This window comes from Streptomyces sp. NPDC015346, from assembly GCF_043078785.1.
GTDB lineage: Bacteria > Actinomycetota > Actinomycetes > Streptomycetales > Streptomycetaceae > Streptomyces.
The window spans coordinates 1,085,124-1,107,062 of the sequence record NZ_JBIBTW010000001.1 but is presented as its reverse complement, the minus strand read 5'-3'; the positions used below and the strand labels follow the sequence as shown (position 1 = coordinate 1,107,062).

General features: G+C 69.6%; 17 protein-coding genes, 1 tRNA gene and 2 pseudogenes. 14 read left to right on the top strand and 6 right to left on the bottom strand.

The genetic code is table 11. The annotated features are described in order from the left end of the window. Positions 1 to 16: 16 nt before the first annotated feature. The 8 genes from ACF06X_RS05010 (at position 17) to ACF06X_RS04975 (ending at position 10,481) form a co-directional block, all read left to right on the top strand. Positions 17 to 2,299 carry an FdhF/YdeP family oxidoreductase gene (locus ACF06X_RS05010; RefSeq protein WP_392285746.1) on the top strand — a complete coding sequence of 761 codons (2,283 nt, stop codon included), beginning with the start codon at positions 17 to 19 and terminating at the stop codon, positions 2,297 to 2,299. An 88-nt stretch (positions 2,300 to 2,387) separates the two neighbouring features. Further along, positions 2,388 to 2,897, top strand: a complete 510-nt coding sequence (locus tag ACF06X_RS05005; RefSeq protein WP_392285745.1) for a PaaI family thioesterase — start codon at positions 2,388 to 2,390, stop codon at positions 2,895 to 2,897. A gap of 207 nt (positions 2,898 to 3,104) precedes the next feature. Then, a complete protein-coding gene (locus tag ACF06X_RS05000; protein WP_392285744.1) occupies positions 3,105 to 3,989 on the top strand; it encodes a trypsin-like serine protease in 885 nt (294 codons plus the stop codon). 627 nt (positions 3,990 to 4,616) lie between these two features. Next, the gene (locus ACF06X_RS04995) at positions 4,617 to 5,843 is read left to right on the top strand and encodes a branched-chain amino acid ABC transporter substrate-binding protein (RefSeq protein ID WP_392285743.1); all 1,227 of its coding nucleotides are present in this window, start codon (positions 4,617 to 4,619) and stop codon (positions 5,841 to 5,843) included. A gap of 104 nt (positions 5,844 to 5,947) precedes the next feature. Beyond that, positions 5,948 to 6,877, top strand: coding sequence for a branched-chain amino acid ABC transporter permease (locus ACF06X_RS04990; protein ID WP_392285742.1), 930 nt, complete (start codon positions 5,948 to 5,950; stop codon positions 6,875 to 6,877). Between the two features lie 5 nt (positions 6,878 to 6,882). Further along, positions 6,883 to 8,715: a branched-chain amino acid ABC transporter permease gene (locus ACF06X_RS04985; RefSeq protein ID WP_392285741.1), complete on the top strand. Its 1,833-nt coding sequence runs from the start codon at positions 6,883 to 6,885 to the stop codon at positions 8,713 to 8,715. A gap of 3 nt (positions 8,716 to 8,718) precedes the next feature. Next, a complete protein-coding gene (locus tag ACF06X_RS04980) occupies positions 8,719 to 9,768 on the top strand; it encodes an ABC transporter ATP-binding protein (protein ID WP_392285740.1) in 1,050 nt (349 codons plus the stop codon). Further along, positions 9,765 to 10,481 carry an ABC transporter ATP-binding protein gene (locus ACF06X_RS04975; RefSeq protein ID WP_158986314.1) on the top strand — a complete coding sequence of 239 codons (717 nt, stop codon included), beginning with the start codon at positions 9,765 to 9,767 and terminating at the stop codon, positions 10,479 to 10,481. The genes ACF06X_RS04980 and ACF06X_RS04975 overlap by 4 nt, the downstream gene beginning before the upstream one ends. An 89-nt stretch (positions 10,482 to 10,570) precedes the next feature. Here the strand turns inward: ACF06X_RS04975 and ACF06X_RS04970 are convergent, their stop codons facing one another. Continuing rightward, positions 10,571 to 11,230: an ANTAR domain-containing response regulator gene (locus tag ACF06X_RS04970; RefSeq protein WP_158986316.1), complete on the bottom strand. Its 660-nt coding sequence runs from the start codon at positions 11,228 to 11,230 to the stop codon at positions 10,571 to 10,573. 98 nt (positions 11,231 to 11,328) lie between these two features. Between ACF06X_RS04970 and ACF06X_RS04965 the strand changes: the two genes are divergently transcribed. The 4 genes and pseudogenes from ACF06X_RS04965 (at position 11,329) to ACF06X_RS04950 (ending at position 13,074) form a co-directional block, all read left to right on the top strand. Continuing rightward, a tRNA-Leu gene (locus ACF06X_RS04965) sits at positions 11,329 to 11,403 on the top strand. A gap of 110 nt (positions 11,404 to 11,513) precedes the next feature. Continuing rightward, positions 11,514 to 12,296 (top strand): transcriptional regulator, encoded by a 783-nt coding sequence (locus tag ACF06X_RS04960; protein ID WP_392285739.1) that lies wholly within the window; start codon positions 11,514 to 11,516, stop codon positions 12,294 to 12,296. 35 nt (positions 12,297 to 12,331) lie between these two features. Next, positions 12,332 to 12,857: pseudogene (locus ACF06X_RS04955) on the top strand (MBL fold metallo-hydrolase); the annotation flags it as partial. Beyond that, positions 12,805 to 13,074 carry an alkyl sulfatase C-terminal domain-containing protein gene (locus ACF06X_RS04950; protein ID WP_392285738.1) on the top strand — a complete coding sequence of 90 codons (270 nt, stop codon included), beginning with the start codon at positions 12,805 to 12,807 and terminating at the stop codon, positions 13,072 to 13,074. The pseudogene ACF06X_RS04955 and the gene ACF06X_RS04950, both read left to right, overlap by 53 nt. Before the next feature lie 3 nt (positions 13,075 to 13,077). On the opposite strand, the gene pyk is transcribed toward ACF06X_RS04950, so the two are convergent. Further along, positions 13,078 to 14,520, bottom strand: coding sequence for a pyruvate kinase (pyk, locus tag ACF06X_RS04945; protein ID WP_392285737.1), 1,443 nt, complete (start codon positions 14,518 to 14,520; stop codon positions 13,078 to 13,080). 130 nt (positions 14,521 to 14,650) lie between these two features. Beyond that, a pseudogene (locus tag ACF06X_RS04940) lies at positions 14,651 to 15,544 on the bottom strand (RNA polymerase sigma factor); the annotation flags it as partial. 155 nt (positions 15,545 to 15,699) lie between these two features. Between ACF06X_RS04940 and ACF06X_RS04935 the strand changes: the two are divergent. Beyond that, entirely contained in the window at positions 15,700 to 16,320 is a 621-nt protein-coding gene (locus tag ACF06X_RS04935; protein WP_392285736.1) for a TetR/AcrR family transcriptional regulator, read from the top strand. Positions 16,321 to 16,357: 37 nt separating this feature from the next. Here ACF06X_RS04935 and ACF06X_RS04930 read toward each other — a convergent pair whose 3' ends face one another. Next, positions 16,358 to 17,032, bottom strand: coding sequence for an SIMPL domain-containing protein (locus ACF06X_RS04930; protein WP_392285735.1), 675 nt, complete (start codon positions 17,030 to 17,032; stop codon positions 16,358 to 16,360). A gap of 137 nt (positions 17,033 to 17,169) precedes the next feature. Here ACF06X_RS04930 and ACF06X_RS04925 point away from each other — a divergent pair, with 137 nt between their 5' ends. Beyond that, a complete protein-coding gene (locus ACF06X_RS04925; RefSeq protein ID WP_392285734.1) occupies positions 17,170 to 18,966 on the top strand; it encodes a bifunctional metallophosphatase/5'-nucleotidase in 1,797 nt (598 codons plus the stop codon). A gap of 1 nt (position 18,967) precedes the next feature. Here the strand turns inward: ACF06X_RS04925 and ACF06X_RS04920 are convergent, their stop codons facing one another. Then, positions 18,968 to 20,380, bottom strand: coding sequence for a lysine N(6)-hydroxylase/L-ornithine N(5)-oxygenase family protein (locus ACF06X_RS04920; protein WP_392285733.1), 1,413 nt, complete (start codon positions 20,378 to 20,380; stop codon positions 18,968 to 18,970). Further along, entirely contained in the window at positions 20,377 to 21,789 is a 1,413-nt protein-coding gene (locus ACF06X_RS04915) for a pyridoxal phosphate-dependent decarboxylase family protein (protein WP_392285732.1), read from the bottom strand. Before ACF06X_RS04915 ends, ACF06X_RS04920 begins: the two co-directional genes overlap by 4 nt. Positions 21,790 to 21,939 lie beyond the last annotated feature (150 nt).

Sequence of the window (21,939 nt, the reverse complement as noted above, 5' to 3'; positions counted from 1 at the left end):
CTCAAGGGAGAGCGCGATGGTCAGCAAGCCGCCCGCAGGCGACCCGGTCCAGGACGCGCCGCAGGTCGCGCCGCCCCAGCACGCGGCCGCCGGACTCCCCGCCGTCGGGCACACCCTCAAGATCGCGCAGGCGCAGATGGGCGTGCGGCGTACCGCGCGGACCCTGCTCAAGGTCAATCAGAAGGACGGCTTCGACTGTCCCGGCTGCGCCTGGCCGGAGGCCGACAAGCGGCATGTGGCGGAGTTCTGCGAGAACGGCGCGAAGGCGGTCGCCGAGGAGGCGACCCTGCGCCGGGTGACGCCCGACTTCTTCGCCACCCATCCCCTCTCCGACCTGGCCGGCCGCAGCGGCTACTGGCTGGGGCAGCAGGGCCGCATCACCCAGCCCATGTATCTGCCGGAGGGCGCCGAGCGGTACGAGGCGGTGACCTGGGAGCGGGCGTTCGCGATCATCGCCGAGGAGCTGCGCGCCCTCTCCTCCCCCGACGAGGCGCTCTTCTACACCTCGGGCCGGACCAGCAACGAGGCCGCGTTCCTGCTCCAGCTCTTCGCCCGCGAGTTCGGCACGAACAATCTGCCGGACTGCTCCAACATGTGCCACGAGTCGTCCGGTTCGGCGCTGAACGAGACCATCGGGATCGGCAAGGGCAGCGTCTCCCTGGAGGACCTGCACCAGGCGGACCTGATCATCGTGGCCGGCCAGAACCCGGGGACGAACCACCCCCGGATGCTCTCCGCCCTGGAGAAGGCCAAGGCCGCGGGCGCCCGGATCATCTCGGTCAACCCGCTGCCCGAGGCCGGCCTGGAGAAGTTCAAGAACCCGCAGACCCCGCACGGCATGCTCAAGGGCGCCTCGCTCACCGACCTCTTCCTGCAGATCCGCATCGGCGGCGACCAGGCCCTCTTCCGGCTGCTCAACAAGCTGGTCCTGGAGACCGAAGGCGCCGTCGACGAGGAGTTCGTACGGGAACACACGCACGGGTACGAGGAGTTCACCGCCGCCGCGCGCGCGGCCGACTGGGACGAGACGCTCGCCGCCACCGGACTGACCCGCGCCGAGATCGAGCGGGCCCTGGAGATGGTCCTCGCCTCGCAGCGGACCATCGTCTGCTGGGCGATGGGGCTCACCCAGCACAAGCACTCCGTGCCGACCATCCGCGAGGTGGTCAACTTCCTTCTCCTGCGCGGAAACATCGGCCGCCCCGGCGCCGGCGTCTGCCCGGTCCGCGGCCACTCGAACGTGCAGGGCGACCGCACGATGGGGATCTTCGAGCGGCCCGCGCCCGCCTTCCTCGACGCCCTGGACAAGGAGTTCGGGATCGTCTCGCCGCGCCACCACGGCTTCGACGTCGTCCGCTCCATCCAGGCGCTGCGCGACGGCGAGGCGAAGGTCTTCTTCGCCATGGGCGGCAACTTCGTCGGGGCCACACCCGACACGGAGGTCACGGAGGCGGCGATGCGCCGCGCCCGGCTGACCGTCCACGTCTCGACCAAGCTGAACCGCTCGCACGCGGTCACGGGCACGCGCGCGCTGATCCTGCCGACGCTCGGGCGCACCGACAAGGACGTCCAGGCCTCCGGCAAGCAGTTCGTGACGGTGGAGGACTCGATGGGCCTGGTGCACGCCTCGCGGGGCAACCTGCCGCCCGCGAGCCCGCACCTGCTCTCCGAGCCGGCGATCGTGGCCCGGATGGCGCGGGCCGTGCTCGGACCGGAGTCGGCCACCCCCTGGGAGGAGTTCGAGAAGGACTACGCCACGATCCGCGACCGCATCGCGCGCGTGGTGCCGGGATTCGACGACTTCAACGCCCGGCTCGCCGCGAACCCGGGCGGCTTCGCGCTCCCGCACGCCCCGCGTGACGAGCGGCGCTTCCCCACGGCCACCGGCAAGGCCAACTTCACCGCCGCGCCCGTCGAGTACCCGCGGGTCCCGGAGGGCCGGTTGCTGCTGCAGACCCTGCGCTCGCACGACCAGTACAACACCACGATCTACGGCCTCGACGACCGCTACCGCGGCATCAAGGGCGGCCGCCGCGTCGTCCTGGTCCACCCCGAGGACGCGGCGGCGCTGGGCCTGGCGGACGGGGCGTACACGGACCTGGTGAGCGAGTGGAAGGACGGCAGCGAGCGGCGGGCGCCGGGCTTCCGGGTCGTGCACTATCCGACGGCCCGCGGCTGCGCGGCTGCGTACTACCCGGAGACGAACGTCCTCGTACCGCTGGAGTCCACGGCGGACGTCAGCAACACCCCCGCCAGCAAGTCCGTCATCGTGCGTCTGGAACAATCACACTCCGCCTAAGCGTTTGCTCAGGCGATCAGGTGATCAGCTGGCTGATCGGGCGGATCAGTGGATCAGCAGCCGTACGAAGACGAACGGAGCCGGGCCGATGGGTGAGCAGCAGCACGTGAAGTTCCCGCCGGAAGTCATCGAGGAGTACGCCGCGCTCGGCGTGGACCTTCCCGCTCTCTTCTCGGCCGGGCACCTCGGCAACCGGATGGGCGTGCAGATCGTCGAGGCCTCGGCGGAGAAGGTCGTCGGCACGATGCCGGTGGAGGGCAACACCCAGCCGTACGGACTGCTGCACGGCGGCGCCTCCGCGGTGCTCGCCGAGACGCTGGGCTCGATCGGCTCGATGCTGCACGGCGGCGTCTCCAAGATCGCCGTCGGCGTGGACCTGAACTGCACCCACCACCGCGGGGTCCGCAGCGGCCTGGTGACGGGTGTGGCGACGCCCGTCCACCGCGGGCGCTCCACGGCCACGTACGAGATCGTGATCACCGACGAGCACGACAAGCGGGTCTGCACGGCCCGGCTGACCTGCATGCTCCGCGAGGTCACGGCGAAGGACGCGGCGAACGTCCCGGACACCGGGGCGGGCGCACCCGCGGGCGCCTGACCGTACACGCACCCGACCACGGCCCGGGACGGCTCCTCCGTCCCGGGCCGCCGTCGTACCCCCGTCCCGGGCCGCCGTCGTACCCGGCCCAACTGCGATGTCTCCGGACCCTCTTGCCCCGCCGGGCCGCACCCGCTTCACTGACGAACCTCCCCCACAGGAGAACACCGGTTCCAACGGTTCCACTCACACACCGAGGGGTTCTTCTTGACCGCCGTACGCACCACGACCGTGGCGAGCGCAGTCGCCGCCGCGGCCTGCGCTGCCGTTCTCGCCACCGCGATCCCGTCCGCAGCGATCAACTCGTACAACGCGACCCCCGCACCCGAGCGCACCGAGGTCGGCGCGCTGGTCGCGACCTGGGACAACGACGGCGACCCGGCCACGCCCGACCGGGTCGACTGGGTCTGTTCCGGCACCATGATCGACGCGGACACCTTCCTGACCGCGGCGCACTGCACCACCGACTGGCCGGAGAACGTGCGGTTCTACGTCTCCCTCGACCAGGACGTGCAGGGAGGCCTCGACAAGGCCGCCGCCGAGCACCCGGGCGACCCGTCCGCCGTGGCCAGGGCCGTGGCCGTCGAGGGCACCGCGCACAACCACCCGGCCTACCCCGGCCCGGCCTCCGACACCCATGACATCTCGGTGGTCCAGCTCCCGGCGGCGAAGCTGAAGGAGCGCTGGTCCTTCACACCGGCCGCGCTGCCCGCGGCCGGCGCGCTCGCGGCGCTCGGCCCGCAGGGCCTGAACGACACCTCCTTCGTCGTCGCCGGTTACGGCACCCAGGAGGCCCGGCGCGGCCCGGGCGGGCACACCCACCCCGGCGGCGGCGTCCGGCTGAAGGCACCCGTCACCTTCAACGCCCTCAACGACGCCTGGCTCCGGCTCTCCATGACCGCCCCGCAGGGCAACGGCGGCGCCTGTTACGGCGATTCGGGCGGCCCGAACTTCGCCACGCTGAACGGGAAGCGGACCCTGGTCGCCACCACCATCACGGGCGACACGCCCTGTTACGCCACGAATGTCGTCTACCGCCTCGACACGCCCGGCGCCCGCGACTTCCTGCAGCCGTTCACACAACTGCCGTAACCACTGGGGCTGTTGTGTCCACGCCCCACCCTCCCCTAGCGTGGCGCCCATGGCGCTGTCGCCCCACACGCCGGCCAGGACCGCCTCTCGCGCGGTCCTGGCCGTCGGCCTTCCCGCGACGAGCGACGCGACGGCGCGAGGCCAGGGCCAAGGCCGGGGACCTCCCGGCCCCGCGCGCCGTAACACTGCGTAACATCCGCGCAATCCGGAAGCGGAGTGAGAGGCTCAGCCCTCCGTCCGCTCAGATTTGAGCCCCTGTCCGCTATCCGGACACCCTCCACCCCGCCCCGACAGGTGCAAGATCAGCTCAAGCCCCTGAGCGGAACTGCGCGTTCTCACTATGTGAACACCCCGTCACCGACCGTTATGCCCCAATTTGCCCACCCGCTGTCCACCTCCTCTCCCCCTCGCGATAACAAGACAGTCACATCCTGACCTCGGCGCTCCCCACCTCCTCCACCTGCGCTTAGAGTCACCGCCAGTCACCGCGCCGCCGGGCGCGTCCACTGCACGACCCCGCATCACCCGTCACCCCAGTACGGCCCGGCACTCACCACGGCACCTCTCGCCACAGCTTCATCGGCACCGCCTCAGTTCGAGGGGGCCGCGCCAGGGAAAGGATTCTTCGTGCGACACCGTTCCTTGCTCATCCTCACCACCGCGATCACCGCGGGAGCACTCACCCTCACCGCCTGCGGGTCGCGCGACGACAAGGGCGGCGACGCCGCCGGCGGCACGACCGTCGTCATCGGCCTCGACGCGCCCCTGACCGGCGACCTCTCCGCCCTCGGCCTCGGCATCAAGAACTCCGCCGACCTCGCGGTCAAGCAGGCCAACAAGAAGCAGTACGTCAAGGGCATCACCTTCAAACTCGAAGCCCTCGACGACCAGGCCCAGCCCTCCGCCGGCCAGCAGAACGCCACCAAGCTGGTCGCGAACAAGGAGGTCCTCGGCGTCGTCGGCCCCCTGAACTCCTCCGTCGCCGAGTCGATGCAGAAGGTCTTCGAGGACGCGAACCTGGTGCAGGTCTCCCCGGCCAACACCAACCCCGCGCTCAGCCAGGGCCCCAAGTGGAACACCGGTGAGAAGAAGCGGACCTACAAGACCTACTTCCGCACCGCCACCACCGACGCCATCCAGGGCCCGTTCGCCGCCCAGTACGTCGTCAACAAGGCCAAGAAGACCAAGGCCTTCATCATCGACGACAAGAAGACCTACGGCGCCGGCCTCGCCGCCACCTTCAAGGGTGAGTTCGAGAAGCTCGGCGGCAAGGTCGTCGGCACCGAGCACGTCAACCCCGACACCAAGGACTTCAGCGCCGTCGCGACCAAGGTCAAGAGCTCCGGCGCCGACGTCGTCTACTACGGCGGCGAGTACCCGGCCGGCGGCCCGCTGACCAAGCAGATCAAGGAAGCCGGCGCCAAGGTCGTCGTCGTCGGCGGCGACGCGCTCTACAGCGCCGAATACATCAAGCTCGGCGGCGCCGCCGCCAACGGCGACATCGCCACCTCCGTCGGCGCGCCGATCGAGACCCTCCCGTCCGCCAAGGAGTTCCTCGCCAACTACAAGGCCGAGAACTACAAGGACGCGTACGAGGCGTACGGCGGCTACTCCTACGACTCGACCTGGGCCATCATCGAGGCCGTCAAGAAGGTCGCGGACGCCAACGGCGGCAAGCTGCCCTCCGACTCCCGCGCCAAGATCGTCGAAGCGATGCAGACCATCTCCTTCGAAGGCGTCTCCGGCAAGGTCTCCTTCGACGAGTTCGGCGACACCACCAACAAGCAGCTGACCGTGTACGGCGTCCAGAACGGTGCCCACAAGCCCCTCGAGTCCGGCACCTTCGGCGGCTGATCCGCCCCACCCCTCACCACCCAGCACCACCTTCGCCGCGCGGGGCGCCGCACCAAGCGCCCCGCGCGGTGTCACATCCGTCGAAAGTCTCGGAGGACAATGCGGTGAACGAACTGCCGCAGCAGCTGGTCAACGGCCTGCTACTGGGATCCATGTACGGGCTGGTCGCCGTTGGTTACACGATGGTCTACGGCATCGTCCAGCTCATCAACTTCGCCCATGGCGAGATCTTCATGACCGGCGGCTTCGGGGCCCTGACGGTCTGGCTCATGCTCCCCGGAGGCACCAGCCTCTGGGTCGCACTCCCCCTCATGATCATCGGCGCCATCCTGGTCGCCACGACCATAGCCGTCGGCGCCGAACGCTTCGCCTACCGGCCACTGCGCGGCGGGCCCAAGCTCGCCCCGCTCATCACGGCCATCGGCCTCTCGCTCGCCCTCCAGCAGGCCGTCTGGCAGTGGTACCCCGAAGCGAAGTCCGCCCGCATCTTCCCGCAGATCCCCGGCGGCCCGATCGAGCTCGGCCCGCTCACCATCGGAACCGGTGACATCTTCCTCGTCATCGCCTCCCCGATCTGCATGGCCTTCCTCGCCTTCTTCGTCATGCGCACCCGCCTCGGGCGCGGCATGCAGGCCACGGCCCAGGACCCGGACACCGCGCGCCTCATGGGCGTCAACACCGACCGCATCATCGTGATCGCGTTCGCACTCGGCGCCTCCTTCGCCGCCGTCGGAGCCGTCGCCTACGGCCTCAAGTACGGCCAGATCGACTACAGGATGGGCTTCCTCCTCGGACTCAAGGCGTTCACCGCCGCAGTCCTCGGCGGCATCGGCAACATCTACGGCGCCATGATCGGCGGCCTCGTCCTCGGCATCGCCGAGACCATGGCCACCGCCTACATCAACCACATCCCCGGCATGCAGCAGCTCGGCGGCCAGTCCTGGGCCGACGTCTGGGCGTTCGTACTCCTCATCGTCGTCCTCCTCCTCAGGCCCCAGGGCCTGCTGGGCGAGCGCGTCGCGGACAGGGCGTGACCACCATGACCACAACTTCCAAGAACACGACGGCCCCCGCCGCACCCGAGCCCACGCCCACCAAGGCGACCGGACTCATCCCCGTCCCCGTCACCACCGCCCGGGCCCTCATCCTCGGCGGCGGCGCGCTCACCGTGGTCAGCTGCTTCCTCTCCTGGACCTGGACGGCCGCCTTCCCCGGCGACCTCACCGTCTACGGCTACCCGGGCGGCCTCCAGTGGCAGGTCCTCGTCACCGGCCTGCTCACCGTCCTCCTCAGCCTCTCCTCGTACGGAGTCAAGGGCACCCGCTGGCTCACCCCGGCCGGCGCCGACGCGGCCCTCAAGTTCTCCGCACTCGCCTCCTTCGCCACCGCCTGGTACACGATCATCGCGATCAGCGTCACCCTCGGCGGCCCGATCAACCTGGAGCCCGGAGGCGCCGTCGTCGGCGTCGCCACCCTCCTCACCCTGATCGGCGCACTGGCCCTGCCCTTCGAACGTCCCGAACTCCACCCCGTGGACCCCGAGGACGACAGCTGGTCGCAGTTCAAGCACCGGATCTCCAACGACCTGCAGACCTTCAAGGCCGCCTTCGCCTCCGGCCAGGCCCGCCCCCTGCGCCCGCTGCCCTCCGCCGTCGAGATCCTCATCATCACCGGCATCCTCGCCACCGGCCTCGGCGTCTTCACCTACGGCATCGGCACCGAGTACGACGAGCTGTTCATCGGCTTCCTGATCACGGCCGGCTTCGGCTTCGCCGCGCTCACCAAGTCCGGCCTCATCCAGCAGGCCACCCAGCTCACCGGGAAGCACCAGAACCTCACCATCGCCGGCGCCTTCATCGCCGCCGCCCTCTTCCCCTTCACCCAGACCGACGACCAGTACGCCACCATCGGCGTCTACATCCTGATCTTCGCGACGGTGGCACTCGGCCTGAACATCGTCGTCGGCCTCGCCGGCCTCCTCGACCTCGGTTACGTCGCCTTCCTCGGCGTCGGCGCCTACGCCGCCGCGCTCGTCTCCGGCGCGCCGACCTCCCCCCTCGGCATCCACCTCCCCTTCTGGGCGGCCGTCCTCGTCGGCGCCGGCGCCTCCCTCGTCTTCGGCGTCCTCATCGGCGCCCCGACCCTGCGGCTGCGCGGCGACTACCTCGCCATCGTCACCCTCGGCTTCGGCGAGATCTTCCGCATCACCATGATGAACACGGACGGCACCTCCGGCCCCGACATCACCAACGGCTCCAACGGCATCGCGTCCATCCCGAACCTCAACATCTTCGGATTCGACCTCGGCGTGGAACACTCCATCGCCGGATTCACCATCGGACGCTTCGCCAACTACTTCTTCCTCATGCTGCTGATCATGGCGGTCGTCGTCCTCGTCTTCCGACGCAGCGGCAACTCCCGCATCGGCCGCGCCTGGGTCGCCATCCGCGAGGACGAGACCGCCGCGCTCGCCATGGGCATCAACGGCTTCCGCGTCAAACTCATCGCCTTCGCCCTCGGCGCCACCCTCGCCGGCGTCGCCGGCACCGTCCAGGCACACGTCACCTACACCGTGACACCCGAGCAGTACCTCTTCGCCGGACCCATCCCGCCCAACTCCGCCTTCCTGCTCGCAGCCGTCGTCCTCGGCGGCATGGGCACCATGAGCGGCCCCTTGGTCGGCGCGGCACTGCTCTTCCTCATCCCCAACAAGCTTCAGTTCATGGGCGACTACCAGCTGCTCGCCTTCGGACTCGCGCTGATCCTCCTCATGCGGTTCCGCCCCGAAGGCATCATCGCCAACCGGCGCAACCAGCTCGAGTTCCACGAGAACGCCGAAGCGCCCGCCACGCTCGCCAAGGCAGGTGCCTGAACCATGACCACCACCACCACGACGAAGGACACCGCCCCGGCGGTCCCCGAGCGCGAGCCCGTGCTCGACGCCCGCGGAGTCACCATGCGCTTCGGCGGCCTCACCGCCGTCCGCGACGTCAACCTCACCGTCAACAGCGGAGAGATCGTCGGTCTCATCGGCCCCAACGGCGCCGGCAAGACCACCTTCTTCAACTGCCTCACCGGCCTCTACATCCCCACCGAAGGCGAAGTCCGCTACAAGGGCAACGTCCTGCCGCCCAAGTCCTTCAAGGTCACCGACGCAGGCATCGCCCGCACCTTCCAGAACATCCGGCTCTTCAACAACATGACCGTCCTGGAGAACGTCCTGGTCGGCCGCCACACCCGGATGAAGGAAGGCCTCTGGTCCGCCCTCCTCCGCCTCCCCCGCTTCAAGAAGGCCGAAGCCGAAGCGGAGACCCGAGCCCTCGAACTCCTCGACTTCATCGGGCTCAAGCACAAGGCCGACCACCTCGCCAAGAACCTCCCCTACGGCGAACAGCGCAAGCTCGAAATCGCCCGCGCCCTCGCCAGCGACCCCGGCCTCATCCTCCTGGACGAGCCCACCGCCGGCATGAACCCGCAGGAGACCCGGGCCGCCGAAGAACTCATCTTCGCCATCCGGGACATGGGCGTCGCCGTCCTCGTCATCGAGCACGACATGCGCTTCATCTTCAACCTCTGCGACCGGGTCGCCGTACTCGTCCAGGGCGAGAAGCTCCTCGAAGGCGACAGCCAGACCGTCCAGAGCGACGAAAGGGTCATCGCCGCCTACCTCGGCGAGCCCTTCGAAGGCGCACCCGGCGAGGAGGAGGTGGCCGAGGTCGAGGCGGCGGAGGCCGCAGCGGAAGAGGCAAGCGCGGAGGCGACGAGCGCGGAGGAGGCGACCGACACCGGCGCCGCCGACGCCGAACCCTCCGACGCCGAGCCCTCCGACGCCGACGAGGCCACCGACGCCGCCACGGACAGCACAGAAACCGCGGCCGCCGACACCCCGAAGGCCCCCGGTTCGGGCAAGGAGAACGACGCATGACCGCACTGCTCGAAGTCGAGGACCTGCGCGTCGCCTACGGCAAGATCGAGGCCGTCAAAGGCATCTCGTTCTCCGTCGAAGCCGGCGAGGTCGTCACCCTGATCGGCACCAACGGCGCCGGCAAGACGACCACCCTCCGCACCCTCTCCGGACTCCTCAAGCCCGTCGGCGGCCAGATCAAATTCGAAGGCAAGTCCCTCCGGAAGACACCCGCACACAAGATCGTCTCCCTCGGACTCGCCCACTCCCCCGAAGGCCGCCACATCTTCCCCCGGATGACCATCGAGGAGAACCTCCTCCTCGGCGCCTTCCTCCGCAAAGACACCGCCGGCATCAACAAGGACGTCCAGCGCGCCTACGACCTCTTCCCCATCCTCGGGGAACGCCGAAAGCAGGCCGCGGGCACCCTCTCCGGCGGCGAACAGCAGATGCTCGCCATGGGCAGGGCCCTCATGTCCCAGCCCAAACTGCTCATGCTCGACGAGCCCTCCATGGGCCTCTCCCCGATCATGATGCAGAAGATCATGGCGACCATCGCCGAACTCAAGGCCCAGGGCACCACCATCCTGCTCGTCGAGCAGAACGCCCAGGCCGCCCTCGCCCTCGCCGACCACGGCCACGTCATGGAGATCGGCAAGGTCGTCCTCTCCGGAAGCGGCCGAGACCTCCTCCACGACGAATCCGTCCGCAAGGCATACCTCGGCGAGGACTGAGCCCCCGGCTCCGAGAACGAGGAGGCCCGCCCCACAGCGTTGTGGAGCGGGCCTCCTTCTCGTCCTACCGGGCCTACGGGCCTACGGCGTCACTGCTGGCCCTTCGCCGCCTTCTTCTCCTCGGCGTCCTCGATGACCGCCTCCGCCACCTGCTGCATCGACATCCGCCGATCCATCGACGTCTTCTGAATCCAACGGAACGCCGCCGGCTCCGTCAGCCCGTACTGCGTCTGCAGGATGCTCTTCGCCCTGTCCACCAGCTTCCGCGTCTCCAGCCGCTGGGAGAGGTCGGCGACCTCCTTCTCCAGCGCCCGCAGCTCCGCGAAACGCGACACGGCCATCTCGATCGCCGGCACGACATCGCTCTTGCTGAACGGCTTCACCAGGTACGCCATGGCCCCGGCGTCCCTCGCCCGCTCGACGAGGTCCCGCTGCGAGAAGGCGGTCAGCATCAGGACCGGGGCGATGGACTCACCGGCGATCTTCTCGGCGGCGGAGATCCCGTCGAGAACGGGCATCTTCACATCGAGAATGACCAGGTCGGGGCGGTGCTCACGGGCAAGCTCGACGGCGGTGGCCCCGTCACCGGCCTCGCCGACGACCGAGTAGCCCTCTTCTTCGAGCATCTCTTTGAGGTCGAGGCGGATGAGGGCCTCGTCCTCGGCGATGACGACACGGGTCGTCAGCGGCGGAACGTGCGACGCGTCGACGTCGTCTGCGGCGGGCTGGGGCGACTCGGGGGCGGTCACGGGGGCTCCTCATTGCGGGGCAAGCTGCTCCCCATGAGCCTACCTAGCTGCGGTATGGTGGACGCGCAGCGGGTCATAGGAAACCTTTGATTTCGCGGGCCCCGGTAGCCCAATTGGCAGCAGGCAGTGGATTCAAAACCCACACAGTGTCGGTTCGAGTCCGACCCGGGGCACCTTTCCTTCGATTCCATGGTCACGACCCCCGTGGTGATCGTTCACTCACATCGGTGAACCTGTTCGAAGCCTGCGGGTATGAGGCCGACGTTCCGCGACGCTCGCATTCATGTACGACCTTGACACGCGTCAGCGCGCCCTGACTCTCGTCGCCGACGGCCACAGCCTCAACTCCGTCAGCAAGCGGACAGGCATCTCCCGAGCCGCGTTACGGGCCTGGAAGACCAGACTTGAACCGCTCCCCCGCGTCAACGCGCACGCCGTGCCATGCGTGAGATGGCGTCCGCTACCGGGGTTGCCCGATGACACGGCGACCTACTCCTACCTGCTCGGGCTGTATCTCGGCGACGGCTGCATCAGCAACCACCCCCGAGGCGGCCACCATCTCCGCATCGCGTGTGCGGATGCCTGGCCGAGCCTGATCGAGGCCTGCCGCACGGCGATCCTGGCCGTACGGCCCGAAGGAAGCGTCTGTGTCCTGCAGAAGCAGGGGTGCGTCATGGTCACCAGCTACGGACGTCATTGGAAGTGCCTCTTCCCGCAACACGGGCCGGGGAAGAAGCATGAGCGGCCCATCGTCCTCGAACCGTGGCAGCGACAGATCGTGAGCGAACACCCCTGGGCGTTCATCCGGGGGCTGATCCACTCCGACGGGTGTCGGATCACCAACTGGACCGAGAAGGTCATCGGTGGGCGGCTCAAGCGGTACGAGTATCCCCGGTACTTCTTCACCAATTCGTCCGCCGACATCATCGGGCTCTTCACCGCCGCCCTGGACCTCGTCGGTGTCGAGTGGAAGGCCACCAACCAGCCGCGCACCGCGCAGAACATCTCGGTCGCCCGCAAAGCGTCCGTCGCGCTCATGGACCTTCATGTGGGGGCCAAGTCCTGAGCGTGCACCCCTGACCGCCTGCGACGTTCCCTCGCATGACGCCCATGAATCGCCGTACCTTCGTCGCCGCCACCGCCGGGGCCGCCGCCGCTGCCGTTGCGTTCAATCCCGTCACCGCTGCCGCCCAGCCTCGTACACAGGACGACTTCGCTGATGCCGATCGCGGGTTCATCGCCGCCCTCGTGCCGGGGGTGGTGAAGGACGCCGCCGGGAAGGTCGTCTGGGACAACGACGCGTACGCCGCCGCCGCGCTCGGGCCCTACCGGGCGCACCGGGGGGAGCGGAAGGTCACCGGGCTGATCTACACGCATCCGCATGTGGATCACTTCGGGGGGTCGCGTGGCGTGTTGCCGGAGGGGGCGGTGGGCGGGGTGCCGGTGTTGGCGCCCGGCGGGATTCATGGAGCACGCCGTCTCGGAGAACGTGTACGCGGGTACGGCGATGACGCGTCGCGCCGGGTACATGTACGGGGCGCATCTGCGGAAGTCACCCGCGGGGCAGATCAGTTGTGGGCTCGGTCAGAGCGTGTCGCTGGGGACGGTCGGGCTGGTGCCGCCGACGGCTGCGGTTGGTGAACGGTGTGCTGACGTATCGCGTGAGTGGGCGGCGGGATCCGGGGGCGGGGGTGACGTTGACGATGACGAAGCCGCAGTTGCTGGCGCTGCTGGGGGGCAGGGGGCTCGGCGGGGTCGCGGTGGAGGGTGATGCGTCGCTGCTCACGGTGTTGCTGGGTGTGCTGGACAAGCCTGATCCGGACTTCGCCATCGTCACGCCGTGAGGGTCAGGGGTTTCTCGGGCGGTCGTCGTCTTCGCCGATGTGGTGGACGCGGACGAGGTTGGTGGAGCCGGCGACGCCGGGTGGGGAGCCGGCGGTGATGACGACGATGTCGCCTTTCTGGCAGCGGCCGATGCGGAGGAGTTCTTCGTCGACCTGGGCGACCATGGCGTCGGTGGAGTCGACGTGGGGGCCGAGGAAGGTTTCGACGCCCCAGGTGAGGTTGAGTTGGGAGCGGGTGGCGGGGTCGGGGGTGAAGGCGAGGAGGGGGATCGGGGAGCGGTAGCGGGAGAGGCGTTTGACGGTGTCGCCGGACTGGGTGAAGGCGACGAGGAATTTGGCGCCGAGGAAGTCGCCCATTTCGGCGGCGGCGCGGGCGACGGCGCCGCCTTGGGTGCGGGGTTTGTTGCGGTCGGTGAGTGGGGGGAGGCCTTTGGCGAGGATGTCCTCTTCGGCGGCTTCGACGATGCGGCTCATGGTTTTGACGGTTTCGACGGGGTGTCGGCCGACGCTGGTTTCGCCGGAGAGCATGACGGCGTCGGTGCCGTCGATGACGGCGTTGGCGACGTCGGATGCTTCGGCGCGGGTGGGGCGGGAGTTGTCGATCATCGAGTCGAGCATCTGGGTGGCGACGATGACGGGTTTGGCGTTGCGCTTGGCGAGTTTGATGGCGCGTTTTTGGACGATGGGGACGTGTTCGAGGGGCATTTCGACGCCGAGGTCGCCGCGGGCGACCATGATGCCGTCGAAGGCGGCGACGATGTCGTCGATGTTGTCGACGGCTTGGGGTTTTTCGATTTTGGCGATGACGGGGAGGCGGCGGCCTTCCTCGTCCATGATGCGGTGGACGTCCTTGATGTCGCGTCCGCTGCGGACGAAGGAGAGGGCGATGACGTCGGCGCCGGTGCGCAGGGCCCAGCGGAGGTCGTCGATGTCCTTGTCGGAGAGGGCGGGGACGGAGACGGCGACTCCGGGGAGGTTGAGGCCTTTGTGGTCGGAGACGAGGCCGCCTTCGATGACGCGGGTGTGGACGCGGGGGCCGTCGACGGTGGTGACTTCGAGGGTGACGCGGCCGTCGTCGACGAGGATGCGTTCGCCGGTGGTGACGTCGTCGGCGAGTCCGTCGTAGGTGGTGGAGCAGATGTGGCGGTCGCCGTCGACGGGTTCGACGGTGATGGTGAAGGTGTCGCCGCGTTCAAGGAGTACGGGTCCGTGGAGGAAGCGGCCGAGGCGAATCTTCGGACCTTGAAGGTCGGCGAGGATGCCGATGCTGCGGCCGGTTTCGTCGGAGGCCTTGCGGACGCGGTGGTAGCGCTCCTCGTGTTCGGCGTAGGTGCCGTGGCTGAGGTTGAGGCGGGCGACGTCCATTCCGGCGTCGACCAATGCCTTGATCTGGTCGTATGTGTCGGTGGCGGGGCCCAGGGTGCAGACGATTTTGGCTCGGCGCATGGTTCGAGCCTAGGGCTTACCGGCGGGTAGAGAAGTGGACTGGCATGACTGTTCAACAACCTTTGCGTGAAAGGTTATTGACAAGACTTGAATTTGTGCGCAGGGGTGCTCCGATGAGCACGTAGCGGTTTTACGCGAGGTATTCGCGCAGGCCCTTGGAGCGGGCGGGGTGGCGCAGTTTGGACATGGTCTTGGCTTCTATCTGGCGGATGCGTTCGCGGGTGACGCCGTAGACCTTGCCGATCTCGTCGAGGGTGCGGGGGTCGCCGCCGTCGAGGCCGTAGCGCAGGGCGATGACTCCGGCTTCGCGCTCGGTGAATTTGGCGAGGACGGCGGTGAGGTGCTTCTTGAGGAGTTCGGCGCCGACGATGTCTTCGGGGGCGGGTGTGGCGGTGTCCTGGATGACGTCGGCGAGTTCGCCGTCGCCGTCGGCGTCGCCGAGGGGGGTGTGGAGGGAGACGGGTGTGCGGTCGTAGCCGCGGACCTGGACGACGCGGGCGACGGGGACGTCGAGGGCGGCGGCGAGTTCCTGGTCGGTGGGGTCCCGGTCGAGTCGGGTGGCGAGTTCTCGCTTCGTACGGGCGAGTCGGTTGATCTCCTCGACCATGTGGACGGGGACGCGGATGGTGCGGGACTGGTCGGCGAGGGCGCGGCCCATGGCCTGCTTGATCCACCAGGTGGCGTAGGTGGAGAGCTTGAAGCCCTTGGTGGGGTCGAACTTCTCGATGGCGCGGAGGAGGCCGAGGTTGCCTTCCTGGACGAGGTCGAGGAGGGGCAGTCCGCGGCCGGTCTGGCGTTTGGCGAGGGAGACGACGAGGCGGAGGTTGGCTTCGAGCATCTGGTCCTTGGCGTGGCGGCCGTCGCGGGAGAGGTGTTCGAGTTCGGGGGTGGGGACGCCGGTGTCGGCGATGCGCTGTTCGGCGGCGATGCCGGCCTGGACGCGGAGCCCGAGGGTGACTTCCTGTTCGGCGGTGAGGAGGGGGATGCGGCCGATCTGGCGGAGGTAGTCGCGGAGGGTGTCGGCGTCTTCGTGGGTGCGGGTGTGGGTGCGGGTGTTCACGTGGTGACCTTTCGGGGCGGGTCTGCGGAGGCTCTCGTTGTGATGGACCTAAATTTAGGCTGGACCTACCCCATAGGTCAAGCATAAATTTAGGACCGACCTATGAGAGGGTGTTGTCCATGAGCGCACAGACGCTGCGGGAGCAGAAGAAGCAGCAGACCCGGCAGGCGATCTCGGACGCGGCGACGCGGCTGTTCGTCGAGCGGGGCTTCGACCGGGTGACGATCGCGGAGATCGCGACGGCGGCGGGCGTGGCCAAGATGACGGTCACGAACTACTACCCCCGCAAGGAGGACCTGGTCCTCGACCTGAGCGAGGAGTTCGTGGCCGGTGCGGCGCGGGCGGTCGCGGCGGGGCGGGAGGCCGGTGTGCCGGCGGTGGAGGCGCTGGCCGAGGACTATCTGGCAGCGGTGGAGCGGCGGGACCCGGTGATCGGGTTCGCGCCGGAGCCGTTCGCCCGGATGCTGACGGAGAGTCCGGTGCTGTTGGCGCGGCTGCGGGAGTTCCACGAGCAGCGGGAGGCGGCTCTGGCGGCCGCCCTCGCGGTGGACTGGCCGCCCGGTGACATCACGCCGCTGGCCCAGGCCGCGCAGTTGGGCGGGGCGCTGCGGGTGCTGTTCGGGCGTCTGGTGGAGCGGGTGCTGAGCGGTGAGGGGCTGGACGCGATCGCGGTGGCCCACGAGGCGGAGGCGCGCCGGGTGTTCGCCCTGCTGCCCCCGCCGCCGGAGCCGCCGCGGTAGGCCTATCCAGATCTTCAGCGCTGCAGGGCTTCGGGCTTCAGAGCTTCGGCGGAAGCATGGTGAAGCGGGCGGTGACCTCGGCCGTGACGGTCTGGCGCTGGGGTTCGAGGTCGAGTGGCGGGGCCTCGTCGATCGATTCCGCCGCGAACGCCATGCGTGCCCCGCCCATGAGGGCGGGTGGCGGGGCCATGCCGGTGTCGGAGAGTTCGAGGAGCGCGGCGAGGCTGGTGCCGAGGGCCGTCGCGTAGGCGCGGGCGCGTTCGACCGCCTCCCCCACCGCTTTGCGGCGCGCTTCTTCGTACGCCGGGGATTCCGGGCGCAGTGCCCACCAGGGCCCCTCGACGCGGGTGAGTTCGAGGTCGGCGAGGCGGGTGACCAGTTCGCCGAGGGCGGTGAAGTCGTTGAGTTCGGCGGTCAGGCGGACCGCGCCCCGGTAGGCGCGGACCCGTTCGCCGCGGCCGTGGCGGCCGGTCTCCGGAGCGATGGAGAAGGCACCCGTCTCCAGTCTTTCGACGGCTTCGCCGTAGGAGCCGACCAGTTCGGCGGCGAGGGCGTTGCGCCGGGTCAGATCGGTGAGGGTGGCCCGCCGGTCGGTGCCGCGTGCGGCGACCGTTACGGCGATGCGGGCGATCTCCGGGTCCACCTCGAGTCGTGCCTCGCCGCGCACGGCCACCTGCGGGGCGTCGGGGGTCGGGTGTTCGGTCGTCGTCACTGCGGGCTCCCTCGTGAGGCCGGCGGGTGCGGTCCGGAACACTTTCCCACTCCGTAACCCGAAAGGTCTGTTGCGGAGGTGGCGTCTGAGCCAGAATCTACGCGCGTTGTGCGCCATCGAACCACCGAGGAGATCACATGCCGCTGAACCGCCGGACGTTCCTGGAGAGCTCCGTCGCCGTCGGAGCCGGAGCCGCCCTCACCACGGGGGTCGCCGCCCCCGCGCAGGCCCAGGGACGTCCCCCCAAGCCGGCCAAGCGGTACTCCTTCACCGTCATGGGCACCACCGACCTCCACGGCAACGTCTTCAACTGGGACTACTTCACGGACAGGGAGTTCGACGACAAGGCTCACAACGACGTCGGTCTCGCGAAGATATCCACGCTGGTCAACCAGGTGCGTGAGGAGAAGGGCAGGGGCAACACCCTGCTCATCGACGCCGGTGACACCATTCAGGGCACCCAGCTGTCGTACTACTACGCGAAGGTCGACCCGATCACGCAGGCCGGCGGTCCGGTCCACCCGATGGCGCAGGCCATGAACGCCATCGGCTACGACGCGGCGGCGCTCGGCAACCACGAGTTCAACTACGGCATTCCGGTGCTGCGGAAGTTCGAGGAGCAGTGCGACTTCCCGCTGCTCGGCGCCAACGCGCTCGACGCGAAGACTCTGCGCCCCGCGTTCCCGCCGTACAGCATGCACCGGCTGCGGACACCGCACGGCCGGGATGTGAGGGTCGCGGTACTGGGCCTGACCAACCCGGGCATCGCGATCTGGGACAAGGCGAACGTGTCCGGAAAGATGGTGTTCCCGGGCCTGGAGGAGCAGGCGGCGAAGTGGGTGCCGAAGCTGCGGTCGATGGGCGCCGATGTGGTGGTCGTCTCGGCGCACTCCGGTTCCAGCGGCACCTCCTCGTACGGTGACCAGCTGCCGTACATCGAGAACGCGGCGGGGCTGGTGGCCGAGCAGGTCCCGGGCATCGACGCGATCCTCGTCGGGCACGCCCACACCGAGATCCCGGAGTACCGGGTGAAGAACCGGGAGACCGGTCAGGACGTCGTCCTGTCGGAGCCGCTCAAGTGGGGGCAGCGGCTGACGCTGTTCGACTTCGACCTGGTCTGGAGCAAGGGCCGCTGGACGGTGGAGAAGGTCGGCGCGCGGGTCCTCAACTCCAACACGGTGGCGGAGGACCCCGAGATCACCGGGCTGCTCGCCGACGAGCACAAGAAGGTCGTCGCGTACGTCAACCAGGTGATCGGCACCTCGACCGCCGCGATGGCCACGGCCGACGCGCCGTGGAAGGACGAGCCGATCATCGACCTGATCAACCACGTGCAGGCGGAGACGGTGAAGGCGGCGCTGGCGGGCGGCGAGTACGCCGCGCTTCCCGTCCTCTCTCAGGCGTCCTGTTTCTCCCGTACCGCCGCGATCCCGGCCGGTCAGGTCACCATCAGGGACGCCGCCGGGCTCTACCCGTTCGAGAACACGCTGGAGGCGCTTCTGCTGACGGGCGCGCAGCTGAAGGACTACCTGGAGTTCTCGGCGAGGTACTACGTCCAGACCCCGGCCGGCGCGCCGGTGGAGCCCGCGAAGCTGACGAACGCGGGCGGTATCCCGGACTACAACTATGACGCGGTGTACGGCCTGACGTACGAGATCGACATCGCGCGGGCGGCCGGTTCGCGGATCGTGAACCTGTCCTTCGACGGCCGGCCGGTCGATCCGGCGGCGCGGTTCGTGCTGGCGGTGAACAACTACCGGGCGAGCGGCGGCGGCGCGTTCCCGCACGTGGCGGGCGCCCCGCAGCTGTGGGCGGACTCGGACGAGATCCGTAACACGATCATCCAGTGGGTGCGGGCGAAGGGGACGGTCGACCCGGGCCAGTTCGCCTCGGTGGGCTGGAAGCTGACCCGGGACGGGGTGCCGGTCTTCTAGTTCAGGTCTGTGCGAGAGGCGTCAGCGCCTGGCCCTGGGCCGGGATGCGTGGCGCCTCTCGCCGTTCCAGGCCGAAGCTGGTGAAGGCGGTGCGGCGCGGGAGCGGGTACGGCTCCTTGCCCGTGAGGGTGTTGAGGATGGTGGCGCTGCGCCAGGCGGCGAGCCCGAGGTCGGGGGCGCCGACGCCGTGGGTGTGTTTCTCGGCGTTCTGGACGTAGACGGAGCCGGTGACGGAGTCGTCGAGGACGAGCCGGAAGGCGTCGTCGATGCGGGGGCGTCCGGCGGAGTCGTGGCGCAGATACGGGTCGAGGCCGGCGAGCATCCGGTCGACGGGGCGTTCGCGGTAGCCGGTGGCGAGGACGACGGCGTCGGTGGTGAGCCGGGAGCGGGTGGCCTGCTGGATGTGCTCCAGGTGGAGTTCCACCTTGGTGGTGGCGACGCGTCCGGCGGTGCGGACCTGGACGCCGGGGGTGAGGACGGCGTCGGGCCAGCCGCCGTGGAGGGTGCGGCGGTAGAGCTCGTCGTGGATGGCGGCGATGGTGTCGGCGTCGATGCCTTTGTGCAGCTGCCATTGGCGGGGCATGAGGTCGTTGCGTACCCGCTCGGGCAGGGCGTGGAAGTAGCGGGTGTAGTCGGGGGTGAAGTGCTCCAGGCCGAGTTTGGAGTACTCCATCGGCGCGAACGCCTCCGTGCGGGCCAGCCAGTGGATCTTCTCGGCGCCGGCGGGGCGTGCTCGGAGCAGGTCGAGGAAGACTTCGGCACCGGACTGGCCGGAGCCGATGACGGTGACGTGGTCGGCCGCGAGGAGCATGTCGCGGTGGTCGAGGTAGTCGGCGGAGTGGAGGACGGGGACTCCGGGGGCGTCGGCGAGCGGCTTCAGCGGCTCGGGGACGTACGGCTCGGTGCCGACGCCCAGGACGATGTTGCGGGCGTAGGCGCGGCCGAGGGCCTCGGCCTCGCCGTCGGGGTCCAGTTGGGTGAAGTCGACCTCGAACAGGGCGCGTTCGGGGTTCCAGCGGACGGCGTCGACCTGGTGGCCGAAGTGCAGGCCGGGGAGCCGGGCGCTGACCCAGCGGCAGTAGGCGTCGTACTCGGCGCGCTGGATGTGGAACTTCTCGGCGAAGTAGAAGGGGAAGAGCCGGTCCTTGGAGCGGAGGTAGTTGAGGAACGTCCACGGGCTGGCGGGGTCGGCGAGGGTGACGAGGTCGGCGAGGAAGGGGACCTGGAGGGTGGCGCCGTCGATGAGGAGGCCGGGGTGCCAGTGGAAGGCGGGGTTCTGTTCGTAGAAAGCGGTGGCGAGGCCGCCGGGGACGCCTTGGGCGAGCGCGGCGAGGGAGAGGTTGAAGGGGCCGATGCCGACGCCCACGAGATCGTGGGGGTGGTCGGGGTCGCGCTGGGGTGTGCTGCCGGTCATCGGTCGATGCCGCCTTCCACGAGGGTGATCAGGGTGTCGAGGTCGCCGGGGCCGGCGTGGGGGTTGAGCAGGGTGGCCTTGAGCCAGAGCCGGCCGTCCTCGTGGGCTCTGCCGAGGACCGCGCGGCCTTCGGTCAGGAGCCTGCGGCGGATCGCGGCGACGTGGGTGTCGTCGGCTCCGGTGGGCCGGAACAGGACGGTGGTGAGGGCGGGGCGTTCGTACAGCTCGAGGCCGGGGGCCTTGTCGACGAGGTCGGCGAGGTGCTGGGCGAGCTCGCAGCACTGGTCGACGAGTGCGCCGAGGCCGGTGCGGCCGAGGGCCCGGAGGGTGACCGCGGTCTTGAGGATGTCGGGGCGGCGGGTGGTGCGCAGGGAGCGGCCGAGGAGGTCGGGCAGGCCGGCCTCGGTGTCGTCGTCGGCGTTGAGGTAGTCGGCGGTGTGGTTGAGGGCTGCCAGGTCGGCGGCGTCGCGTACGGCGAGGAGTCCGGCGGCGACCGGTTGCCAGCCCAGTTTGTGCAGGTCGAGGGTGACGGTTCGGGCGCGGTCGAGGCCGGTCAGGAGGGTGCGGCGGGCGTCGCTGAACAGGAGTGGGCCGCCGTAGGCGGCGTCGATGTGGAGTTCGGCGCCGTGTGCGGCGCAGAGGTCGGCGATCTCGGGGAGGGGGTCGATGCGGCCGGTGTCGGTGGTGCCGGCGGTCGCGGCGACGAGGAGCGGGCCGTGGAGGTCGGTGAGCGCCTCGTCGAGGGCGACGGGGTCGAGGGTGCCGTTGGGGGTGGGGACGGTGACCGGTTCGGGCAGGCCGAGGAGCCAGGCGGCGCGGTGGAAGGAGTGGTGGGCGTTGGCGCCGACGACGGTCTGGACGGGATGTCCGGGGCCGTGGCGTTCGCGGGCGAGGAGCAGGGCCAGTTGGTTGGCCTCGGTGCCGCCGGTGGTGACGAGGGCGTCGGGCCGGGGGGCGTCCGGGTAGGCGCCCGGGTAGACCTCGGCGGCGAGGGCTTGCGTGACCAGGGCTTCGAGGGCGGAGGCGGCGGGGGCCTGGTCCCAGGAGTCCATGGAGGGGTTGAGCGCCGAGGCGGCGAGGTCGGCGGCGGCGGCGAGGGCGAGCGGCGGGGTGTGGAGGTGGGCGGCGCAGAGCGGGTCCGCGGGGTCCGCCGAGCCGGCGGCGAGGGCGTGGACGAGGCTGTGGAGGGCGGCGTCGGCGCCGGTGCCGGTGTCGGGGACGACCTCGCCGAGGGCCTCGCGCACGCGGGCGGCGACGGCGTCGGGCCCTCCGGCGGGCAGGGGGCCGCCGCGGGTGAGGGCCCCGTCGTGGAGTGCGGTGAGGACGGTGTCCAGGAGCGGGCGCAGGGCTGCCGGTCCGGACGGACCTCCGGCGAGGGGCGGGGAGTTCGGCGTGGGCACGGCACACATGGCACCACCCTGCCGGGGGTTCTACGGGTTTGTCCGCCGAGCGACGCCAAGCAACCCGAACGAGGGACGGGGGACGGGGAGAGGGCCCCGACGGCGGGGTGGGGGGTGGGGGGGTTGGGCGGCCGGGCCGTCGGGCGGCCGGTCCGGGGG